The sequence below is a fragment of the Streptomyces sp. NPDC051214 genome (assembly GCF_040682375.1).
Lineage (GTDB): Bacteria > Actinomycetota > Actinomycetes > Streptomycetales > Streptomycetaceae > Streptomyces.
The window spans coordinates 68742-86257 of the sequence record NZ_JBFBAT010000018.1 but is presented as its reverse complement, the minus strand read 5'-3'; the positions used below and the strand labels follow the sequence as shown (position 1 = coordinate 86257).

The 17516-nt window shown below is 72.7% G+C and carries 15 protein-coding genes; 3 read left to right on the top strand and 12 right to left on the bottom strand.

Translation table 11 applies throughout. The annotated features are described in order from the left end of the window. Positions 1-63 precede the first annotated feature (63 nt). Together ectA and AB0M70_RS36475 are read right to left on the bottom strand one after the other, a co-directional pair. Positions 64-657, bottom strand: coding sequence for a diaminobutyrate acetyltransferase (ectA, locus tag AB0M70_RS36480; RefSeq protein ID WP_365827135.1), 594 nt, complete (start codon positions 655-657; stop codon positions 64-66). Positions 658-1179: 522 nt separating this feature from the next. Continuing rightward, complete coding sequence (locus tag AB0M70_RS36475) at positions 1180-2307, bottom strand: aminotransferase class V-fold PLP-dependent enzyme (RefSeq protein WP_365827133.1); 1128 nt, start codon at positions 2305-2307, stop codon at positions 1180-1182. Positions 2308-2383: 76 nt separating this feature from the next. Between AB0M70_RS36475 and AB0M70_RS36470 the strand changes: the two genes are divergently transcribed. Beyond that, positions 2384-3475: an amidohydrolase family protein gene (locus tag AB0M70_RS36470; RefSeq protein WP_365827131.1), complete on the top strand. Its 1092-nt coding sequence runs from the start codon at positions 2384-2386 to the stop codon at positions 3473-3475. Between the two features lie 85 nt (positions 3476-3560). Here AB0M70_RS36470 and AB0M70_RS36465 read toward each other — a convergent pair whose 3' ends face one another. Continuing rightward, entirely contained in the window at positions 3561-4424 is an 864-nt protein-coding gene (locus AB0M70_RS36465) for a 2-phosphosulfolactate phosphatase (protein WP_365827129.1), read from the bottom strand. Between the two features lie 319 nt (positions 4425-4743). On the opposite strand from AB0M70_RS36465, the gene AB0M70_RS36460 reads away from it, so the two are divergent. Further along, entirely contained in the window at positions 4744-5673 is a 930-nt protein-coding gene (locus AB0M70_RS36460; RefSeq protein WP_365827127.1) for an SCO1860 family LAETG-anchored protein, read from the top strand. 238 nt (positions 5674-5911) lie between these two features. Here AB0M70_RS36460 and cobC read toward each other — a convergent pair whose 3' ends face one another. From cobC to cobM, 5 genes are all read right to left on the bottom strand, one after another. Then, positions 5912-7000, bottom strand: a complete 1089-nt coding sequence (gene cobC, locus AB0M70_RS36455; protein WP_365827125.1) for an Rv2231c family pyridoxal phosphate-dependent protein CobC — start codon at positions 6998-7000, stop codon at positions 5912-5914. Beyond that, positions 6984-7934 (bottom strand): sirohydrochlorin chelatase, encoded by a 951-nt coding sequence (locus tag AB0M70_RS36450; protein WP_365827123.1) that lies wholly within the window; start codon positions 7932-7934, stop codon positions 6984-6986. Before AB0M70_RS36450 ends, cobC begins: the two co-directional genes overlap by 17 nt. Positions 7935-8048: 114 nt before the next feature. Beyond that, the gene (gene cobJ, locus AB0M70_RS36445; RefSeq protein WP_365827121.1) at positions 8049-9770 is read right to left on the bottom strand and encodes a precorrin-3B C(17)-methyltransferase; all 1722 of its coding nucleotides are present in this window, start codon (positions 9768-9770) and stop codon (positions 8049-8051) included. Further along, complete coding sequence (gene cbiE, locus AB0M70_RS36440) at positions 9767-11059, bottom strand: precorrin-6y C5,15-methyltransferase (decarboxylating) subunit CbiE (RefSeq protein WP_365827119.1); 1293 nt, start codon at positions 11057-11059, stop codon at positions 9767-9769. The genes cobJ and cbiE overlap by 4 nt, the downstream gene beginning before the upstream one ends. After that, the gene (cobM, locus tag AB0M70_RS36435) at positions 11056-11880 is read right to left on the bottom strand and encodes a precorrin-4 C(11)-methyltransferase (RefSeq protein ID WP_365827117.1); all 825 of its coding nucleotides are present in this window, start codon (positions 11878-11880) and stop codon (positions 11056-11058) included. Before cobM ends, cbiE begins: the two co-directional genes overlap by 4 nt. 92 nt (positions 11881-11972) lie before the next feature. Between cobM and AB0M70_RS36430 the strand changes: the two genes are divergently transcribed. Next, positions 11973-12701 (top strand): ZIP family metal transporter, encoded by a 729-nt coding sequence (locus tag AB0M70_RS36430; RefSeq protein ID WP_365827115.1) that lies wholly within the window; start codon positions 11973-11975, stop codon positions 12699-12701. A gap of 14 nt (positions 12702-12715) precedes the next feature. Here the strand turns inward: AB0M70_RS36430 and cobI are convergent, their stop codons facing one another. From cobI to AB0M70_RS36410, 4 genes are read right to left on the bottom strand one after another with little or no spacing between them, the layout of a single operon-like run. Then, complete coding sequence (gene cobI, locus AB0M70_RS36425; RefSeq protein ID WP_365827113.1) at positions 12716-13477, bottom strand: precorrin-2 C(20)-methyltransferase; 762 nt, start codon at positions 13475-13477, stop codon at positions 12716-12718. Beyond that, on the bottom strand, positions 13462-14844 hold the full coding sequence (locus AB0M70_RS36420; RefSeq protein ID WP_365827111.1) for a cobyrinate a,c-diamide synthase: 1383 nt from the start codon (positions 14842-14844) through the stop codon (positions 13462-13464). Before AB0M70_RS36420 ends, cobI begins: the two co-directional genes overlap by 16 nt. Further along, complete coding sequence (gene cobO, locus AB0M70_RS36415) at positions 14838-15446, bottom strand: cob(I)yrinic acid a,c-diamide adenosyltransferase (RefSeq protein ID WP_365827109.1); 609 nt, start codon at positions 15444-15446, stop codon at positions 14838-14840. The genes AB0M70_RS36420 and cobO overlap by 7 nt, the downstream gene beginning before the upstream one ends. After that, complete coding sequence (locus tag AB0M70_RS36410) at positions 15446-17482, bottom strand: putative cobaltochelatase (protein ID WP_365827107.1); 2037 nt, start codon at positions 17480-17482, stop codon at positions 15446-15448. Before AB0M70_RS36410 ends, cobO begins: the two co-directional genes overlap by 1 nt. Positions 17483-17516: the final 34 nt, after the last annotated feature.

Genomic DNA, 17516 nt, shown 5'->3' with positions numbered 1-17516 from the left:
GGGAGATGGAAAGACGTGGGAGGTGGGGGGATGACTGGTGGTGCGTGGGGGGATCGGCGAAACTCAGCCGACCGGCTCGACCGGTTCGATCCGCGCGACCTTCCCGGTCTGGGCTATCGGCTCGATGAGGAACAGGACCTCGGGCTCGTGCCCCTCGTCGGGGAAGAGCCCGGCGTCGAAGAGCACCGTGCGCTCGACCGACGCTCCGTGGCGCTGTGCGTACGAGGTGAAAAGCCGCTGGGACGGTGCGTTGTCCGGCGTGATGGTCGTCTCGACCGAGACCAGCTCCCGGTCGGCGGCGACCTTGGCGGTCAGACCGTCGAGCAGCGCACGGGCAAGGCCGCGGCCGCGGTACGCCTGGTCGACGGCCACCTGCCAGACCACCAGGGTGCGCGGCCGCTCGGGCCGGATGTAGCCGGTGATGAACCCGGCGGGCTCACCGTTCGCGTCCCTGGCCACCATGGAGGTCGCCGCGAAGTCACGGCACCACAGCAGGTAGCTGTACGAGGAGTTGAGGTCCAACACCTTCGAGTCGCGGGCGATGCGCCAGATGGCGGCACCGTCGGCGACGTCGGGGGTGTCGAGGCGCAACCCCTCGGGCATTTCCAGGGAATTCGCTAGCAGGTCGGTCGGTAGATCGGCTTGTGCAGCGGTCATGCGGATTGAATTTACCGAGCAATTTCTCGAATTGCATCGGCGGGAGGGGTTACGTCAGAACGCTCGATGTGTTATCACGCGGGGGTGCGCGCCCGCAGGAAACCTCGGCAGTTTGGCCTGATTTGATGGGGTCATAAGCAACATATCGGGCGCGATGTGGAGTACGTCACATAACCGTAACTCCCTCGAAGCCTGTCCGAATTGTGAGACTTGGTGTTGTCGAAACCTTAGTGTTTAGGTCTCCGGAAAGCGGGCAGAAGAATACGGGAAGCTGTGCTGATAAAGTGGATAAAGAAGCGGTGAGAATTAGTCCGTGAATTTACGTAGAGTATTTACGGCCCCGTTACGACCACTTCCTGCTCGCACGTGTGCCTTAGGCCCAGGGTGACGCTCCCCGGCTGATCGCGTACGCCGTCGGCGAGGCCCGCCCGGCGAGCACCCGCCGGAGGACGGTTTGGTTCCGCCTCCGCCAGATGCTGCACGGGACCGGGCCAAGACAGCGACGCGGACGGGCCCTGCCGCCTACTGCCAGGCGGCCGTCACCGCGCGCCGGGCCGCTTCGAGGTCGACCGTGAGACCGGCCTCGCCCATCGCGGCGCCCAGTGCGGCAAGGGAGGCGTGCACGACGCCCCGGGTCGCGTCGGGACCGTAGTGGTTCACCCGGATCATCTCCGTGGCGAGGGCGCCACCACCGGCGACCAGCGGAAGCACCGGGTCCGCGGCGAGCGCCTTGGCGACGAGCGCCGACGCGTCGACACCCTCCGGGGCGCGCAACGTCGTGGCGACCGGAGCGGCGTCCCGCGCCTCGTGGACGTACGGGGTCAGACCGCCGCCCAGGGCCAGCGCGCCCGCGCGCGTCGCCGCGGCGGCGGTGGCGTGCCGTGCCGTCAGCGCGTCGAGACCCTCAGCTTCGATGCGCTCCACGCACGCCTCGAGGGCGAGCATCTCCAGCTGGGCGGGCGCGTGCAGCAGCGTCTTCCTGCCGCCGTCGATCCAGCGCTCCTTCCAGTCGAGGAGGGAGAGGTAGGAGCGGCGCGGCGCCCGCGGATTGGCGGCAAGGCGCGCCCAGGCCCGCTCGCTCACCGAGACGGCCGAGACACCCGCCGGACCGCCCATCGCCTTCTGCGCGCCGATCACGCACAGGTCCACGCCCCACGCGTCCGGAAGCAGCGCCTCGGCGGCCACCGAGGCGACGGCGTCGAGCATGAAGAGGGCGCCGTGCGCGCGTACGACCTCACCGATCTCGGCGACGGGGTTGGTGTTGCCGGTCGCGGCCTCGGCGTGCACGAGCGAGACGAAGTCGATCTCGGGGTGCGCGGCCAGGGCCTCGCGCACCTGCTCGGCGGTCACGGCCGTGTGGAAGGGCACGGCGAGATCGACGACGGTCGCGCCGCAGTCCCGCAGCCAGTTCCCGAAGGTCTGCCCGTAAGGGCCGGTGATGACGTTCAGCGCCGTCGTGCCGGGCTGTGCCGCACCCCGGATGCAGCCCTCCAGGGGCAACAGCGCCTCGCCCTGCATGATCACCACGTCCTGCGAGGTGGAGAGCAGACCGGCCACGCGCTCCTCGATGGAGGCGAAGTGCCGGGCACTCAAGGGGGCCAGGTCAAGGAATGGATGCGTCGTCACGTGTGTCGTACCGGTGCTGCTCACGTCGCTGCTCACTTCGCTCACGAGTTCGTTCGGGCTGCCGGACCGAGCGTACCGACAGGCTCCTAAGCTGCTGTACATGAGCGATCACACGGTGCTGCACGTGAAGGGGCGGGTGCTCGTCGGCCCGGACGACGTCCGGGACGAATTGTGGGTGGTCGGGGGCAGGGTCACGTACGACCGCCCGCTCGTGGCGGCCGACGTCACGACGATCGAGGGCTGGACGCTCCCGGGCCTGGTCGACGCGCACTGCCACGTAGGCCTGGACGCGCACGGCCCGGTGGAGCCGGAAGTGGCGGAGAAGCAGGCGCTGACCGACCGCGAGATCGGCGCCCTCCTGATCCGTGACGCGGGTTCGCCGTCCGACACACGCTGGATCGACGACCGCGACGACCTCCCCAAGATCATCCGGGCGGGCCGCCACATCGCGCGCACACGCCGCTACATCCGCAATTACGCCCATGAGATCGAGCCCGCCGACCTCGTCGCCTACGTCGCCCAGGAGGCCCGGCGCGGTGACGGCTGGGTCAAGCTGGTCGGCGACTGGATCGACCGCGACGCCGGAGACCTGACGGCGTGCTGGCCCCGGCCCGAGGTGGAGGCGGCGATCGCGGAGGCGCACCGCCTGGGCGCACGGGTGACGGCGCACTGCTTCGCCGAGGACTCCCTGCGGGACCTGGTGGAGGCGGGCATCGACTGCATCGAGCACGCCACCGGACTGACCGAGGACACCATTCCGCTCTTCGCCGAGCGGGGCGTCGCCATCGTCCCGACCCTGGTGAACATCGCGACGTTCCCGCAGCTCGCCGACGGCGGCGAGTCGAAGTTCCCCAAATGGTCGCGGCACATGCGGCGGTTGTACGAGCGCCGCTACGACACGGTGCGGGCCGCGTACGACGCGGGCGTACCGGTGTACGCGGGCACCGACGCCGGCGGCGCACTGGCCCACGGCCTCGTCGCCGCCGAGGTGGCCGAGCTGCGGCGCGCCGGAATCCCGGCGGTGGACGCCCTGTCGGCGACGACCTGGGGAGCGAGGTCCTGGCTGGGACGCCCCGGCCTGGTGGAGGGCGCGCCGGCGGACCTGGTGGTGTACGGGGCGGATCCGAGGGAGGACGTCGGGGTACTGGCCGCGCCGCGGAGGGTGGTGCTGAACGGGAGGGTGGTGGGGTAGGGGGCTTCTCTTGCTCTGAGCCCGACCCTCCCGATCGTTTCGGCTTCGTCGAGTTCGTCTTCGATCGCCGGAGGGGCTGATCGTTTCAGCCCCTGGGGGTCCCCCCGGACGGAGTCTGGGGGAGTTTGAGGAGCGGGGTCTGGGGCGGAGCCCCAGTTTCGGGAAGGGGCGGGGTGGGGGAGAAAAACGCCCCGTCCACCAGCACCGGCACCCCCTCCGAAGCTCCCACCTCCACGGCCACCGCCACATCCTCCGCGAAGCCTTGACCCCGTAGCTCCCGCCCCGACGCGCAGTCGGCGACGGCCGAGGCGACGTCTCCGCACGACGTGTACGCGGCGGCCGCCACCGAGGCCTCCGGTGAGAGATCCGCCCCCTGGATCGCGGAGACGAGCGCCCCCGCCCCCAGCAGATCCTCCAAGGCGGGTCGCAGGCTCCCGTCGCCCCACCGCTCACCGGCGGCCACGACGGCGACCGGCCGAGCGGGCTGACCGTACCCCTGCCCGGCCAGCCAACTCCCCACGGCCGCCGCGTTCCTGAGGCACCCCGCGACCACCACCCCGGACGCGCCCGCCGCCGCGGCGATCGCCGAACCGTTGGGCGAGGGCAGCACGAGGCGGGGCGTGAAGGGGGCCCGGCGCAGTGCGGCGGGGGAGAGGGACCACGGGGACCCTTCGGTCACCCCGCGCCGTCCGACCGCCAGCGCCGCGTCCCGCTCGCGTGCGAAGGCGACGGCGCTCTCGTCCCTCCACGCGTACGGGAACACCCTCGTCCCCGCCTCCACGGCGACCGACACCGCCGTCGTGAACGACAGCACGTCGACCACGACCAGGCAGGCCACGTCCCCGCCCGCCATGAGCCGCCGAGCACCCTCCGGCCCCCACTCGAACCGCACCGTGTACTCGCCTTGCGCGGACCAGTGATCGTCATGGTCGTGCCTCGTCTGTCCCATAGGACTCATATTGACGGAGCGTTACGTACGAGGTCCTCGGTTCGTTGGGCATCATTCGGCCACGGCGTCGGCGTCAACCGACGTGTTCGAGCCAGGGAGTTGCCCGGGTGACTCGGGGGAACGCCCGTGCCGCAAGATTCGAAAGCAGGGGCGGAAACCTCCCTTTGGAGTGAACTCACGCTTCGTCGCTGGCTATTCACTCTCAGTGCGTAAAGATTCCCCCTGTCGATGTTGCCGGTGTCGTGCTCATGCGATGTCCCCATCCAGCGAAGCGCGAGGCCACCGGCGACTCCGTAACTCTTGTGGGGGTTCCACCACCTTGAACAGCAACGCCTTCCGCCTGCCCGCACGTCGCCTCGGCGTGATCGCCACCGCCACGGTGCTCGTCGCGGGTCCCGCGGCGCTCGCCACCGCGGGACCCGCCGCGGCGACGGGCGGCGACAAGGGGCGCGCGAACGCCGTCGTGCTGCGCACCGGGCTCGACGTGTCCCTGCTCAACAAGACCCTGAACGTCCCGCTCAAGGTCTCGCTCAACGAAGTGCAGGCGCCGGCCGGCGCCGACAAGACCGCGCTCACCGCCACGCTGGACGGGGTCAACGGCGGGCAGCCGTTCAGCGTGCTGCGCGCCGACGTGGCCACCGCGAAGGCGACCGCGGACAAGGGCAGGGCGGAGGGGTACAGCAACATCGCGCGGGCGAAGGTGCATGTGCCGGGCCTGCCGCTGCTTTCCCTGATCGAGGTCGACCAAGTGACGTCCAAGGCGGTCTGCGTCGCGGGCAAGCGGCCGGTCGCCGAGTCGAATGTGCTGGGCGGCGTGACGGTGCTCGGCAAGAAGGTCACGCTGTCGGCCGGGGGCACGACCCAGGTGAAGGTGCCGGGGGTCGGCGAGGTGCGGCTCGACCTGTCCAAGACGCATACGACGTCGCGTACGGCTGCGGCGTCCGCGCTGGAGCTGACGGTGTCCGTGAATCCCCTGAAGCTGAATGTGGCGGAGGTGGAGGGGAAGGTGACGCTGGCGGGGGCGTCCTGCGAGGCGCCGCCCGCTGCCGCCGCCAAGCCTGAGCCTTCGGCTCCCGTGAAGCCGCAGGGGGGTACGGGAGAGAAGCCGGTCGCGGAGAAGCCGGCCGAGGCCGGCCTCGCGGAGACCGGGGGGAACTCGTCCACGCCGTACCTGGTGGCGGGCGGGGCCTTGCTTCTCGCCGTGGGGGGCGGGGCAGTGGCGATGACTCGCCGGGGGCGTAGGGGCTGAGGTAAGGGCGGCCCTGCGGGGCTTTCCCCAATCCCGCCCCTTCCCGAAACCATGGGGCTCCGCCCCCTGGACCCCCGAGAAGATGGCCTCAAACGCCGGCCGGGCTGAGAGATTCCAGCCCGGCCGAAATCTCTCAGCCCGTCCGGCGTTTGAGGACGAACTCGGCGAAGCCGGTGATGGCGGCCACCAAGGCCCTCGCGCCGAGCGAGTTTTCGGGAAGGGGTGGGATTGGGGAAAATCAACCCCCCAACAACCCCCGCACCGCCCCCAAAAGCCGATCCGAAGTCCCCCGATCCCGCACCGCCACCCGAAGCCACTCAGCCCCCAGCCCGGGAAACGTATCCCCCCGCCGCAACGCAAACCCCCGCTCCCGCAACCGCCCCCGCAGCACCGCGGCCCCAGGAACCCGGACCAGTACGAAGGGCCCCTCCGCAGGCTCGACGGCTCGCACCCCGAAGGGGGCGAACTCCCGCAGCCCGCGCAGGAGATGGTCCCGGTCGTCGGCCACCCGCACCGCCGCCTCCGAAGCCTCGGCAAGCGCCGCAGGAGCCACGCACACCTCCGCCGCCGCGAGGGCGGGCGAAGACACCGGCCACAGAGGCTGCGCCCGCGACAACGCGGTGATCGTCTCCGGGTCGGCGAGGACGTAACCGATCCGCAGCCCCGCAAGCCCCCACGTCTTGGTGAGGCTTCGCAGGACGACGAGGCCGGGCACATCCGTGCGGCCCGCCAGCGCCTCCCGCTCCTCCGGCACCGCGTCCATGAACGCTTCGTCCACCACCAACACCCGCCCAGGCCGGGCGAGTTCGGTGATCGAGGCGGCCGGGTGGAGGACCGACGTCGGGTTCGTCGGGTTGCCGATCACGACCAGGTCGGCGTCCTCGGGGACCCTCGCCCCGGCGAGACGGAAACCGTCCTCCTCCCGGAGCAGCACCCGCCCCACCTCATGCCCCGCGTCCCGCAGCGCCGCCTCCGGCTCGGTGAACTGCGGGTGCACCACGACCGGCCTGCGCACCTTCAGCGCGCGGGCGAGGAGCACGAACGCCTCCGCCGCGCCCGACGTGAGCAGCACCCGGTCCGGCGTCACGCCGTGCCGCTCGGCCACCGCGTCCCGCGCCGCCCGGCCGTCCGGATAGGCGGCGAGGCCGTCCAGCGAGGCGGCGATGTGCCGCTTCAGCCAGGCGGGAGGGGTGTCCGCGCGGACGTTCACCGCGAGGTCGGTGAGGCCGGCGGTGCCCCGGACCTCGGCATCCCCGTGATGCCGCAGGTCAGGCCCGCCCTCGTACGTGCCCTCAGGGGGAGTGCGGCCCTCAGTGTGAGTGCGCATGCGAACCGTGGTGGTGGCTGTGCCCATGACCGTGCCCATGTCCATGTCCGTGTCCGTGGTCCCCGTCGTCGTCCGGGTGGAAGTGCGGCTGCTGCGGGGCTCCGACCTTGTCCTCGAAGCCGGGCAGGGCGATGCGGTAGACGCACGAGTCGCAGTTCATCCGCAGGTCGCCCTTGACCGCCTCCCGGTAGCGCTCCATGACGAGGTCGAGCAGCTCCTCCTCGGGGCCGATCACGTTCGCCGGGAGGACCTCGGTGTCGGGGTGCGCCGCCGCCCAGCCTTCCGTCTGCTGGCGGACCCGGTCCGGCAGGATGCCGGTGAACAGGAAGTAGGGCAGGACCACGATCCGTTTCGCGCCAAGACGCACACAGCGGTCGAGGCCCGACGGCACGTCCGGCGCCGCGAGCGACACGAACGCCGTCTCCACGCCCGCGTAACCGCGCCCCTCCCACAGCAGCCGGGCAGCCTTGTACACCTCCGCGTTGGCGTCCGGGTCGGTCGAACCGCGGCCCACGAGCAGCACCATGACGTCCGCGCGGTCCTCGGGCGTGCGGGCCGAGCCGCCGAGCGCCTCGTCCAGGCGGCGGTCGAGGACCTTCAGGAGCGAGGGGTGCGGGCCGAGCGGGCGGCCGTAGGTGTACGAGATGCCGGGGTGGCGCTCCTTCTCGCGGGTGAGCGCCGCGGGGATGTCACCTTTGGCGTGCCCGGCGGACACCAGCATCAGCGGAACCGCCGCGAAACGTTTGACGCCGCGGTCCACGAGGTCCGCCACCGCGTCGCCCAGCGGCGGCGGGGACAGTTCGATGAAGCCGCCGGCGACCGGAAGTTCGGGGTTGCGGCGGGCGAGCTCCTGCACGAAGTCCCGGAAGGCGGCCGCCCCGGCGTCGTCCCGGGTGCCGTGTCCGGCGATGAGCAGTGCGGGCGGGGTGGTCACGGGGACTCCTTGATTGCTTCGGTTGTTTCGTGGGTGTCCGGACGGGCCCGTGGCCGCCGGGACGGGGCCCGCAGCCGCCGGGACGACCCTGCTCGACGGGGTGGACGACGCGGGTCACTTGCCCACCTCCGACTCGTCGGCCTGCTGCCAGCGGTAGCCGCGCGGGGTCACCATGCGGCCCGCGATCTCGCGGGTCGCGGTGTTGCCGACGGTCACGACCGTCATCATGTCGACGACCGCCGGGTCGAGTCCGCCGATCGTGCTCAGGCGCGCCGACTCGTCCGGGCGGGACGCGTTGCGCACGACACCCACGGGCGTCGTGGGCTCACGGTGCTCGGCGAGGATCGACAGGGCCTTCGGGAGCTGCCAGTCGCGGCCCCGGCTGCGCGGGTTGTAGAAGGTGACGATGATGTCCGCCTCGGCCGCCGCGCGCACCCGGCGCTCGATGACCTCCCACGGGGTGTGCAGGTCGGACAGGCTGATGGACACGTGGTCGTGGCCCAGCGGCGCGCCCAGGATCGCCGCAGCGGCGAGCGCGGCCGTCACGCCGGGTACGCCGATGACGTCGATGTCGTCGCTCGCCTCGGCGAGCGCGGGCGACGCCATCGCGTACACGCCCGCGTCACCGGAGCCGATCAGCGCGACCGCCTGCCCCTTCTGGGCCTCGGCGACAGCGGTACGGGCCCGCTCCTCCTCGGCGCCGAGCCCTGACTCGACGAGCTTCGTGCCGGGCCTGAGCAGGTCGCGGATCTGGTCGACGTACTGGTCGAGGCCGACCAGGACCGAGGCCCTGCGCAGCTCCTCGCGGGCGCGCGGCGTGAGCAGATCGCGTGCGCCGGGGCCGAGCCCGACCACGGCCAGCCGCCCGCGGGGCGCGCGGCGCACGATCGCGCAGGTCGCCATGGGTGCACGGCCATCGGGCGTCGACTTCCGCTTGGGGACGAGGAGTTGACCGCCGCCGCGCAGGGCGGCTGCCTCCGCCACCGAGGGCGTACCGACGGCGGCGAGCGGCGCGTCGGAGGGGTTCGGGACGTCGACAGAGGCCAGCTCGTCCGCCGCGTACGTCACGACCGGCACCCCGAGTCGCGCCGCCGCCTCGACGATGCCGGGCTCCCCGGCCTTCGCGTCGACGGTCGCGAGCGCGGCGACGGACGCGGGGGAGAGCCCCGCGTCGCGCAAGGTGTCCTCGATGAGCCCGAAGACCTCGTCGGCGGGCGCGCCCTTGCTGGCTCCCACGCCCACGGTGAGGGACGGCGGCCGCAACACGACCTCACCGGGGCCGAGTTCGAGCGCCCGGTCCGTCACCCGGATGACCGGCCCGCCCGGCCTGCCCGGCTGTGGCGTGACGTTGGACGGCAGCGGCGGCAGTGGATGGGTGAACTCCGCGTCCAGAGCGACCGGTTCGCCGTCGAGGACCGCGCGGGAGACCCCGGCGACATCCCCCTCGACGGGCAGGCCGAGCGTGTCGAGCCCCGGCATGTCCACGGCATCGGTCGCTGTCGTCACGACCGGCGTGGCCCCCAGGACGTCCGCCACCTCGTGGGCGAGGGAGTTCGCGCCTCCCTCGTGTCCGCCGAGCAGGGCGACGGCGAAACGCCCCGCCTCGTCGACGCAGACGACACCCGGGTCGACGTCCTTGCCCCGCAGCAGCGGTGCGGCAAGGCGCACCACCACGCCGGTGGCGAGGAAGCACACCACCTGGTCGCACTCCGAGAAGGCCAGCTCGAAGGCCTCCCGCACGGGACCCTCGTACACCCGCGTCCGCGAGGGCCATGCCGCGACGACGCGGTCGCGTGCCGCGCCGCCCGCCGACGTGGCGGAGATCAGGCCGATCACTGAACTTCTCCTTCAGACAAGGAATCAGACAAGGCGTCAGGCAACGAAGATGAGGGGCGCGTGCCCCACACCAGGAAGACCGGGTTGGTCGCGGCGAGCCGCGAGACCTCACCAGGCAGCGGCGCGAGCCGCGACGACTGCAGCAGCACGCCGTCGCAGTCGTACCCGGCGCCGCTCAGCGCGGCCCGGACCGCCGGCACCCGGTCGATCGCCGCCATGGCGACCACGACGGTCCGCCGCGCCCGCCGCGCGCACGCGGTCACTATGGCGGGCAGCTCACGGCCGCCGCCCCCGATGAACACGGCGTCCGGGTCCGAGAGATCCGACAGGACGGTGGGCGCCGCCCCGTGCACCGCGCGTACGTCGACACCGTGCGCGGCGGCGTTGGCCCGTACTCGCTCGACTCCGTCGGCGGTCTTCTCCACGGCGACGACGGCCGCGCCGAACCGCGCGCACTCCACGGCGACCGAGCCCGAACCGGCGCCGATGTCCCACACGAGGTCACCGGTGCGCGGCCCGAGCCGCGCCAGGGCGAGCGCCCGCACCTCGAACTTCGTGATCATCGAGTCGCGGTGCGTGAACTCGTCCTCGTCCAGGGCCCATCGGGTGGGGGAGAGGCGGGGGCCCGCGACGGTGCGTACGGGCGCGAGGGCCCGCTCCTCGTCCAGGCACAGCACGACGCTCACCGCGGAGCCCCAGTCGCGGCCCGCGGCCTCGGCCGGGGTGACCCGCTCGATGTGCTCGCGCTCCGGGTCGCCCAGGCGGGACGCGACGACGAGGGTGCGGGTGTCGGCGCGGCGCGTCAGCTCGGCGCCGAGCTCGGCGGGGCCACTGCCGGGGCCCGTCAGGACGGCCACCTTGGGGTGCGCGCGGCAGGCGTTCACGGCGGTGCGCGGGTCGCGTCCGTGCGCGCTCACCACCACCGCGTCGTTCCACGGGAGCCCGACGCGTGCGAAGGCGGTGGCGACGGACGAGACGCCGGGCCGGACGTCGAGGGCGGCGGACCCGAACCGCTCGGCGAGCGCCCGCACGATCCCGAAGAACCCCGGGTCCCCTGAGGCGAGCACGACGACACCACCGCCCGCCGCCCCCTCCGCCTTGACCAGCTGCTCCTCGATGGCATCGAGCGCGGGGGCGAGCGGCCCCAGCACCACCCGGGCCGTCCCCGGCGGCACCTGCGCGGCGTCGATGTGCCGCCGGGCGCCCACCACGAGCCCCGCGGTGCGCACGGCGTCCAGGGCCGCCGCGTCGAGCGGCGCCCCCGTGCCCGTACCGACGACGGTGATCATGAGGTGGCTTTCTCGGCGCGTAGCGCGGCCCGCGCCTGCGGGTCGGCCTTGCGGAAGCCGTGGAAGTGGCCCGGGTGGTACAGGTGCGAGCGGGTGCCGTGCGCGGCGAGGGCGGGGCCCACCAGGAAGAGGGTGTGCTTCCAGAGCTTGTGCTCCTTGACCGTCTCCTCGAGCGTCTCGATGGTGCAGTGCAGCACGAGCTCCTCGGGCCACGTCACCTGGTACGCGATGACGACGGGCGTGGTCGTCGGGTAGCCGCCCTCCAGGAGCTCCCGCACCAGCTGGCCGCTGCGCGCCGTCGAGAGGAACAGCGCCATGGTCGTGCCGTGCCGCGCGAACTCCCGCACCTCCTCGCCGGGCGGCATCGGCGTCTTGCCGCCGCCGAGCCGGGTGAGGATCACGGACTGCGCGACCTCGGGGATCGTCAGCTCGCGCTGCGCGATCGCCGCGACCGCCGAGAACGACGAGACGCCGGGCACGATCTCGGTCTGCACGCCGATGCCGGCGCACCGGTCGACCTGCTCCTGCGTGCCACCCCACAGGGCCGGGTCACCGGAGTGGATGCGGGCGACCTTCAGCCCCTCGGCGGCGGCCCGCTCGTAGACGGACACCACCTCTTCGAGGGACATCGTCGCCGAGTCGAGGATCTCTGCGCCTTCACGCGCGTGTTCGAGAACTTCGGCCTGTACGAGGCTCGCCGCCCAGATGACGACATCGGCCTCCGCGATGGCGCGGGCGGCCCGGAAGGTGAGCAGGTCGGCGGCGCCGGGCCCTGCCCCGACAAAGGTCACCTTGCCGGTGGTGGCTTCGGCGTCGGCCATGGGTGGCTTCCTCTCGTACGAAACAGAAAAACAATGGGTGTCGCCCCGCGCCGGATGTGCGGGGCGGGGGGTCGATCGGCTAGCAAGGGCGCATGGCGGTGTTCGTGGCGCTCGGCGCTTTCGTGATGACCCTGGTGGGCGGCTGGACGGCCCAGCGGGTCACTGACCGGCGCCACCTCGTCCTGGGGCTCGCGGGCGGTCTGATGCTCGGCGTGGTCGGCCTCGACCTGCTGCCGGAGGCGCTGGAGGCCTCGGGCACCCCGGTCTTCGGCGTACCGGCGGCGCTGCTCCTGTTCGTCGCGGGCTTCCTCGCCGCGCACCTGGTGGAGCGCCTCCTCGCGGGCCGGCACGCCGCGCACGGGGCGGACGAGCACGACGGCCGGGTCCCTCAGGTGGGCCTCACGGCGGCCGGCGCGATGGTCGGGCACAGCGCGATGGACGGCATCGCGATCGGCGCCGCGTTCCAGGTGGGCGGTGGCATGGGGGCGGCGGTGGCCCTGGCGGTCGTCGCCCATGACTTCGCGGACGGCTTCAACACGTACACGATCACCAGCCTGTACGGGAACGCGCGCCGCAAGGCCCTCGCGATGCTCTTCGCGGACGCGGTGGCCCCCGTGCTGGGCGCCGCCTCGACGCTCCTGTTCACCATCCCGGAGCAACTGCTCGGCGGATATCTGGGGTTCTTCGGCGGAGCGCTGCTCTACCTGGCCGCCGCGGAGATCCTGCCTGAGGCCCATCACGAGCACCCGGCCCGCTCGACGCTGCTGTGCACGGTGGCGGGGGCGGCGTTCATCTGGCTGGTGGTGGGCATCGCGGAGTGAGGCGGCCGCGGGTGTCACAGTTTCCCGCCCCGGCCGCTCTCGCGCCGTGCGGGAGCGATGAGGGTGGACAGGTAGGGCAGGGGTGCGTCACCCAGCTCGGCGGCGCCCTGGATGGACTCCTCGGGAAGCCCGAGCGCGGAACCCCACACGGCGTCCTCGGTCCGCCCGGTCTCCCGCAGCGCGGCGGCCACCTCATGGGCGAGCCGGCCGAACTTGTAGGCGACGACCGTGCCGGGCCCGGCGAGCGCGTCCTTGAGCACGGCTGCGCCCGCGGTCACCGGCACCAGCGTCAGCGGCTCGGTGCCCTCGGTGAGGACGGCGCCGCTGCGCGCGGCGAGGTCCTGCATGGCGGTGATGCCGGGCACGGTCTCCACCTCGACGCCGGGCACGAGCTCCGCGATGGTCTGCGCGAGATAGGTGAACGTCGAGTACACGTTGGGGTCGCCGATCGTCGCGAACGCCACCGAGCCGTGCTCCCGCAGCAGCGCCGCGACCCGCTGACCGGCGGCGTCCCAGGCGGCCTCGCGGCGCTGCCGGTCGCTGCGCTCGTTGAGCGCGAACACGACGCGTACGACCTTGTCCTCGGGGACGTAGTGCAGCACGGTCGACTCGGCGCGCCCGCGCTCGCCGCCGTCCGTCCCGTCGGGCGCGGCCATGACGGGGACGACGACGAGAGCGGCGGCACGCAGCGCGTTGACGCCCTTGACGGTGACGAGCTCGGGGTCTCCGGGGCCGACCCCGACACCGACCAGCTTGCTGCTCAGGCTGCTGCCCATCCTCTGCACCTCTCTACGAACCGACGGGCGATACCGGGTTCGGCGGCCCAGTGCGTGTGCAGGTAACTCGCGTGCACACCTTGCTGTACGAAGCCTTCGAGGCGCCGCTCAGGAGTGTGCATCCCCCAGGCGGCGACCGCCCCGGCGCCCGGTTCGACGACGGTGCGGTGGAACTCGTGCCCGCGCATCCGGGTCCCGGCGACGGCCAGCGAACTGTCGGACACGGCCACGGCGTCGCGGTACCCGAGCGTGAGCCGCCCGGACATCCGCGCGTGCGCGTCGAGCACCCCGCACATCGGCTTCCCGTCCAACTCCCGCGTCAAGTACAGCAGTCCGGCACATTCGGCGGCCACGGGCGCACCGCTCAGCGCCAGCGCGGCGACGGCTTTCCGCAACGGTTCGTTGGCGGAGAGCTCCGGCGCGTACACCTCGGGGAACCCGCCACCGATGACGAGACCTGCGGTGCCGTCCGGAAGCTGCTCGTCCCGCAACGGATCAAAGGTGACGACATCGGCCCCGGCGGCGCTGAGCAGCTCGGCATGCTCCGTGTAGGAGAACGAGAAGGCGGCCCCACCGGCGACGGCGACCAGGGGGCGACTGTTCGGCCACGGGGGTGCTTGAGGAGCGGGGTCCGGGGCGACCACAGCAGCCGGATCCCACGCGTCACCGCCCAGCGCGGGCGCACTGCGCGCCAGCGCGAGAATCGCCTCCAGGTCACACCCTTCCCGCACCCGCGCGGCCGACGCCGCCACCGACGCGACGGCGTCGTCCCGCCGCTCGGCGACAGGAACGAGCCCAAGATGCCGGGAGGGAGTCCCCACCTCCGCCACCCGGGCCAGCGCCCCGAGGACCGGCACCCCCGACTCGTCGAGAGCCTCCCGCAGCAACGCCTCATGCCGCGCCGACCCCACCTTGTTGAGGATCACGCCCCCGATCCGCACCTCCGGATCCCACGAGGCGAACCCATGCACGAGCGCGGCGACGGACCGCGACTGCGAGGAGGCATCGACGACAAGCACGATCGGCGCCCGCAGCAGCTTCGACACCTGCGCGGTGGAGGCGAGTTCGCCCTGCCCGGAGGCACCGTCGTACAGGCCCATGACGCCTTCGACCACGGCGAGATCGCATCCACGCGCCCCGTGGGCGAACATGGGCGCGACCGAATCAGGCCCGCACATATAGGCGTCGAGGTTCCGTCCGGGGCGGCCCGTGGCCAGCGCGTGATACCCGGGGTCGATGTAGTCGGGCCCCACCTTGTGCGGGGACACGGCGAGCCCGGCCGCGGCGAACGCGGCCATCAGCCCCGTGGCGACGGTCGTCTTCCCGCTCCCGGAGGACGGCGCGGCCACCACAAGCCGAGCTACCACTCGATGCCCCTCTGGCCCTTCTGCCCGGCGTCCATCGGATGCTTGACCTTGGACATGTCGGTGACGAGATCGGCGTATGCGAGCAGGGCCTCCGGAGCGTTGCGCCCGGTGATGATCACGTGCTGGTTCCCGGGGCGTGCCCGGAGCGTCTCGATGACCTCGTCCGTGTCGATCCACCCCCAGTGCAGGGGGTAGGCGAACTCGTCGAGGACGTACAGCTGGTACGTCTCGGCGGCGAGGTCACGCTTGACCTGCTCCCAGCCCTCGCGGGCCTTCTCCTCGTTGCTCTGCTCGCCCTCGGCCGGCGCGCGCTGGATCCACGACCAGCCCTCGCCCATCTTGTTCCAGTTGACGGAACCACCCTCGCCGGAGGCCCCGAGGACCTTGAGGGCGTTCTCCTCGCCGACCTTCCACTTCGCCGACTTCACGAACTGGAAGACCCCGATGGGCCACCCCTGATTCCAGGCCCGCAGCGCGAGCCCGAAGGCGGCGGTGGACTTTCCCTTGCCGATCCCGGTGTGCACGATCACCAGCGGTCGGTTGCGCCGCTGACGCGTGGTGAGCCCGTCGTCCGGTACCACGCTCGGCTGCCCCTGCGGCATCAGGCCACGCTCCTCATACGAGTTCCCTGTACGTCCTTGACGAGGCCCGCGATGGACTCCGCCCGCAGTTCGTCGAGCGTCACGGCGGTCCCGCCGAGCTCACCCGCGAGCTGCCCCGCGAGCCCGAGCCGCACGGGCCCCGACTCGCAGTCCACGACCACCGAGGCGATCCCCGCGGCCCCGAAGAGCCGCGCCGCGCGCCCCGCCTGGGCCACCGGCTCCACGCCACCCGTGGCCCTGCCGTCCGTCACGACCACCACCAGCGGACGCCGCGCCGGATCGCGCAGCCGCTCCACCCGCAGCACCTCGTGCGCCTTCAGCAGCCCGGCAGCGACCGGCGTACGCCCGCCCGTGGGCAGCATCTCCAGGCGGGCGGCAGCCGCGTCGACGGACGACGTGGGCGGCAGCGCCACCTCGGCGTCGGTCCCCCGGAAGGTGACGAGCCCGACCTTGTCCCGGCGCTGATAGGCGTCGAGCAGCAGCGAGAGCACCGCGCCCTTCACGGCGCTCATCCGCTGCCGCGCGGCCATGGAACCGGAGGCGTCCACGACGAACAGCACGAGGTTGCCCTCACGCCCCTCCCGCGCCGCCTGCCGCAGATCGTCACGCCGTACGACGAGCCCCCGCCCGGAGCGCCCGCGCGCCCGCTGATGCGGGGCCGCCGCCTGCACGGTGGCCGCCAGGTGCAGCTTGGTGAGCGCACCCCGGGGTCGCCGGGCCCCGGTGGTCCGCCCGTGCTCGGTCCGCGCCCGTGAGCGCCGCCCCGCGGCACCCTCGCCCAGGCCGGGCACGCTCAGCATCTTGGTGCGGAACGGCTCCGCGGCCCGCACGGGCTGCTGCTCACCGCCGCCGGCGGCCGGCGCCTGGGCGGGGGACGCCTCGTCCTCCTGGCCCGCATCGCTCTGCGACTCCTGCTGTGACTCCGGCTGCGACTCCGGGGAGCCGGGCGTGTCGGGCCCGCTCTCCGGGGGCTTGCCGCCACCGCCGGGGCCGTCGGGGTCCGGGTCGTCGTCGCCCTGGTCACCGTCGGCGGACTGCTCCAGGGTGTCGTCGAGCTTGTCCTCGTCGAGCCCCGGCGCGTCGAAGGGGTTGCGCCGGCGCCGGTGCGGCAGCGCGAGGAGCGCGGCCTGCCGCACGTCCTCCGCGAGCACGTCCTCGCGGCCCGCCCAGGCGGCGAGCGCCGTCGCCGTACGCGCCATCACGATGTCGGCCCGCATCCCGTCGACCTCGAAGGCCGCGCAGGTGGCGGCGATCTGCCGCAACGCGCCGTCGCCGAGCCGTACATGGGGCAGCAGCGCGCGGGCCGCGACGATCCGGGCGCGCAGCGCGGCCTCCTCGTCGTGCCAGCGCGCGGCGAACCCCTCCGCGTCGTCGTCGTACGCGAGCCGCCGCCGCACGACCTCCACCCGCTGGTCGGTCTCGCGCGACGCGGCGACCTCGACGGTGAGCCCGAACCGGTCGAGCAACTGCGGGCGCAGTTCGCCCTCTTCGGGGTTCATGGTGCCCACGAGCAGGAACCGCGCGGCATGGCGTACGGAGACGCCCTCGCGCTCGACGTACGAGGCGCCCATGGCGGCGGCGTCGAGCAGCAGGTCCACCAAGTGGTCGTGCAGCAGGTTCACTTCGTCGACGTAGAGGATGCCGCGGTGGGCGTCGGCGAGCAGGCCGGGCTCGAAGGCCTTGACGCCCTCGGCGAGCGCGCGCTCGATGTCCAGCGCACCGACCAGGCGGTCCTCGGAGGCGCCGACGGGCAGCTCGACCATCCGCGCGTTCCGCACGGAGGCCCCGCCCGCCTCGTGCGGGCCGTCGGGGCAGGCCGGGTCGGGGGCGGCCGGGTCACAGGAGAACCGGCAGCCGGCGACGACGGGCACCTGCGGGAGCAGCGCCGAAAGGGCACGCACCGCGGTGGACTTGGCGGTGCCCTTCTCACCGCGTACGAGGACACCGCCGACGGCGGGCGACACGGCGTTGAGCAGCAGGGCGAGCCGCAGGTCGTCCTGGCCGACGAGGGCGGTGAACGGATAGGGGGTACTCACAAGGCCTCCATTGCGTGTTCCATGGCGGGGCAGG

Coding starts and splice junctions, on each gene's coding strand:
- AB0M70_RS36465 (WP_365827129.1), bottom strand. CDS start 4,424: ATGGGACAGACGAGGCACGACCATGACGATCACTGGTCCGCGCAAGGC.
- AB0M70_RS36430 (WP_365827115.1), top strand. CDS start 11,973: ATGGCGGTGTTCGTGGCGCTCGGCGCTTTCGTGATGACCCTGGTGGGC.
- cobC (WP_365827125.1), bottom strand. CDS start 7,000: ATGCGCACTCACACTGAGGGCCGCACTCCCCCTGAGGGCACGTACGAG.
- cobO (WP_365827109.1), bottom strand. CDS start 15,446: ATGCCGCAGGGGCAGCCGAGCGTGGTACCGGACGACGGGCTCACCACG.
- cobM (WP_365827117.1), bottom strand. CDS start 11,880: ATGGCCGACGCCGAAGCCACCACCGGCAAGGTGACCTTTGTCGGGGCA.
- cbiE (WP_365827119.1), bottom strand. CDS start 11,059: ATGATCACCGTCGTCGGTACGGGCACGGGGGCGCCGCTCGACGCGGCG.
- cobI (WP_365827113.1), bottom strand. CDS start 13,477: ATGGGCAGCAGCCTGAGCAGCAAGCTGGTCGGTGTCGGGGTCGGCCCC.
- AB0M70_RS36470 (WP_365827131.1), top strand. CDS start 2,384: ATGAGCGATCACACGGTGCTGCACGTGAAGGGGCGGGTGCTCGTCGGC.
- ectA (WP_365827135.1), bottom strand. CDS start 657: ATGACCGCTGCACAAGCCGATCTACCGACCGACCTGCTAGCGAATTCC.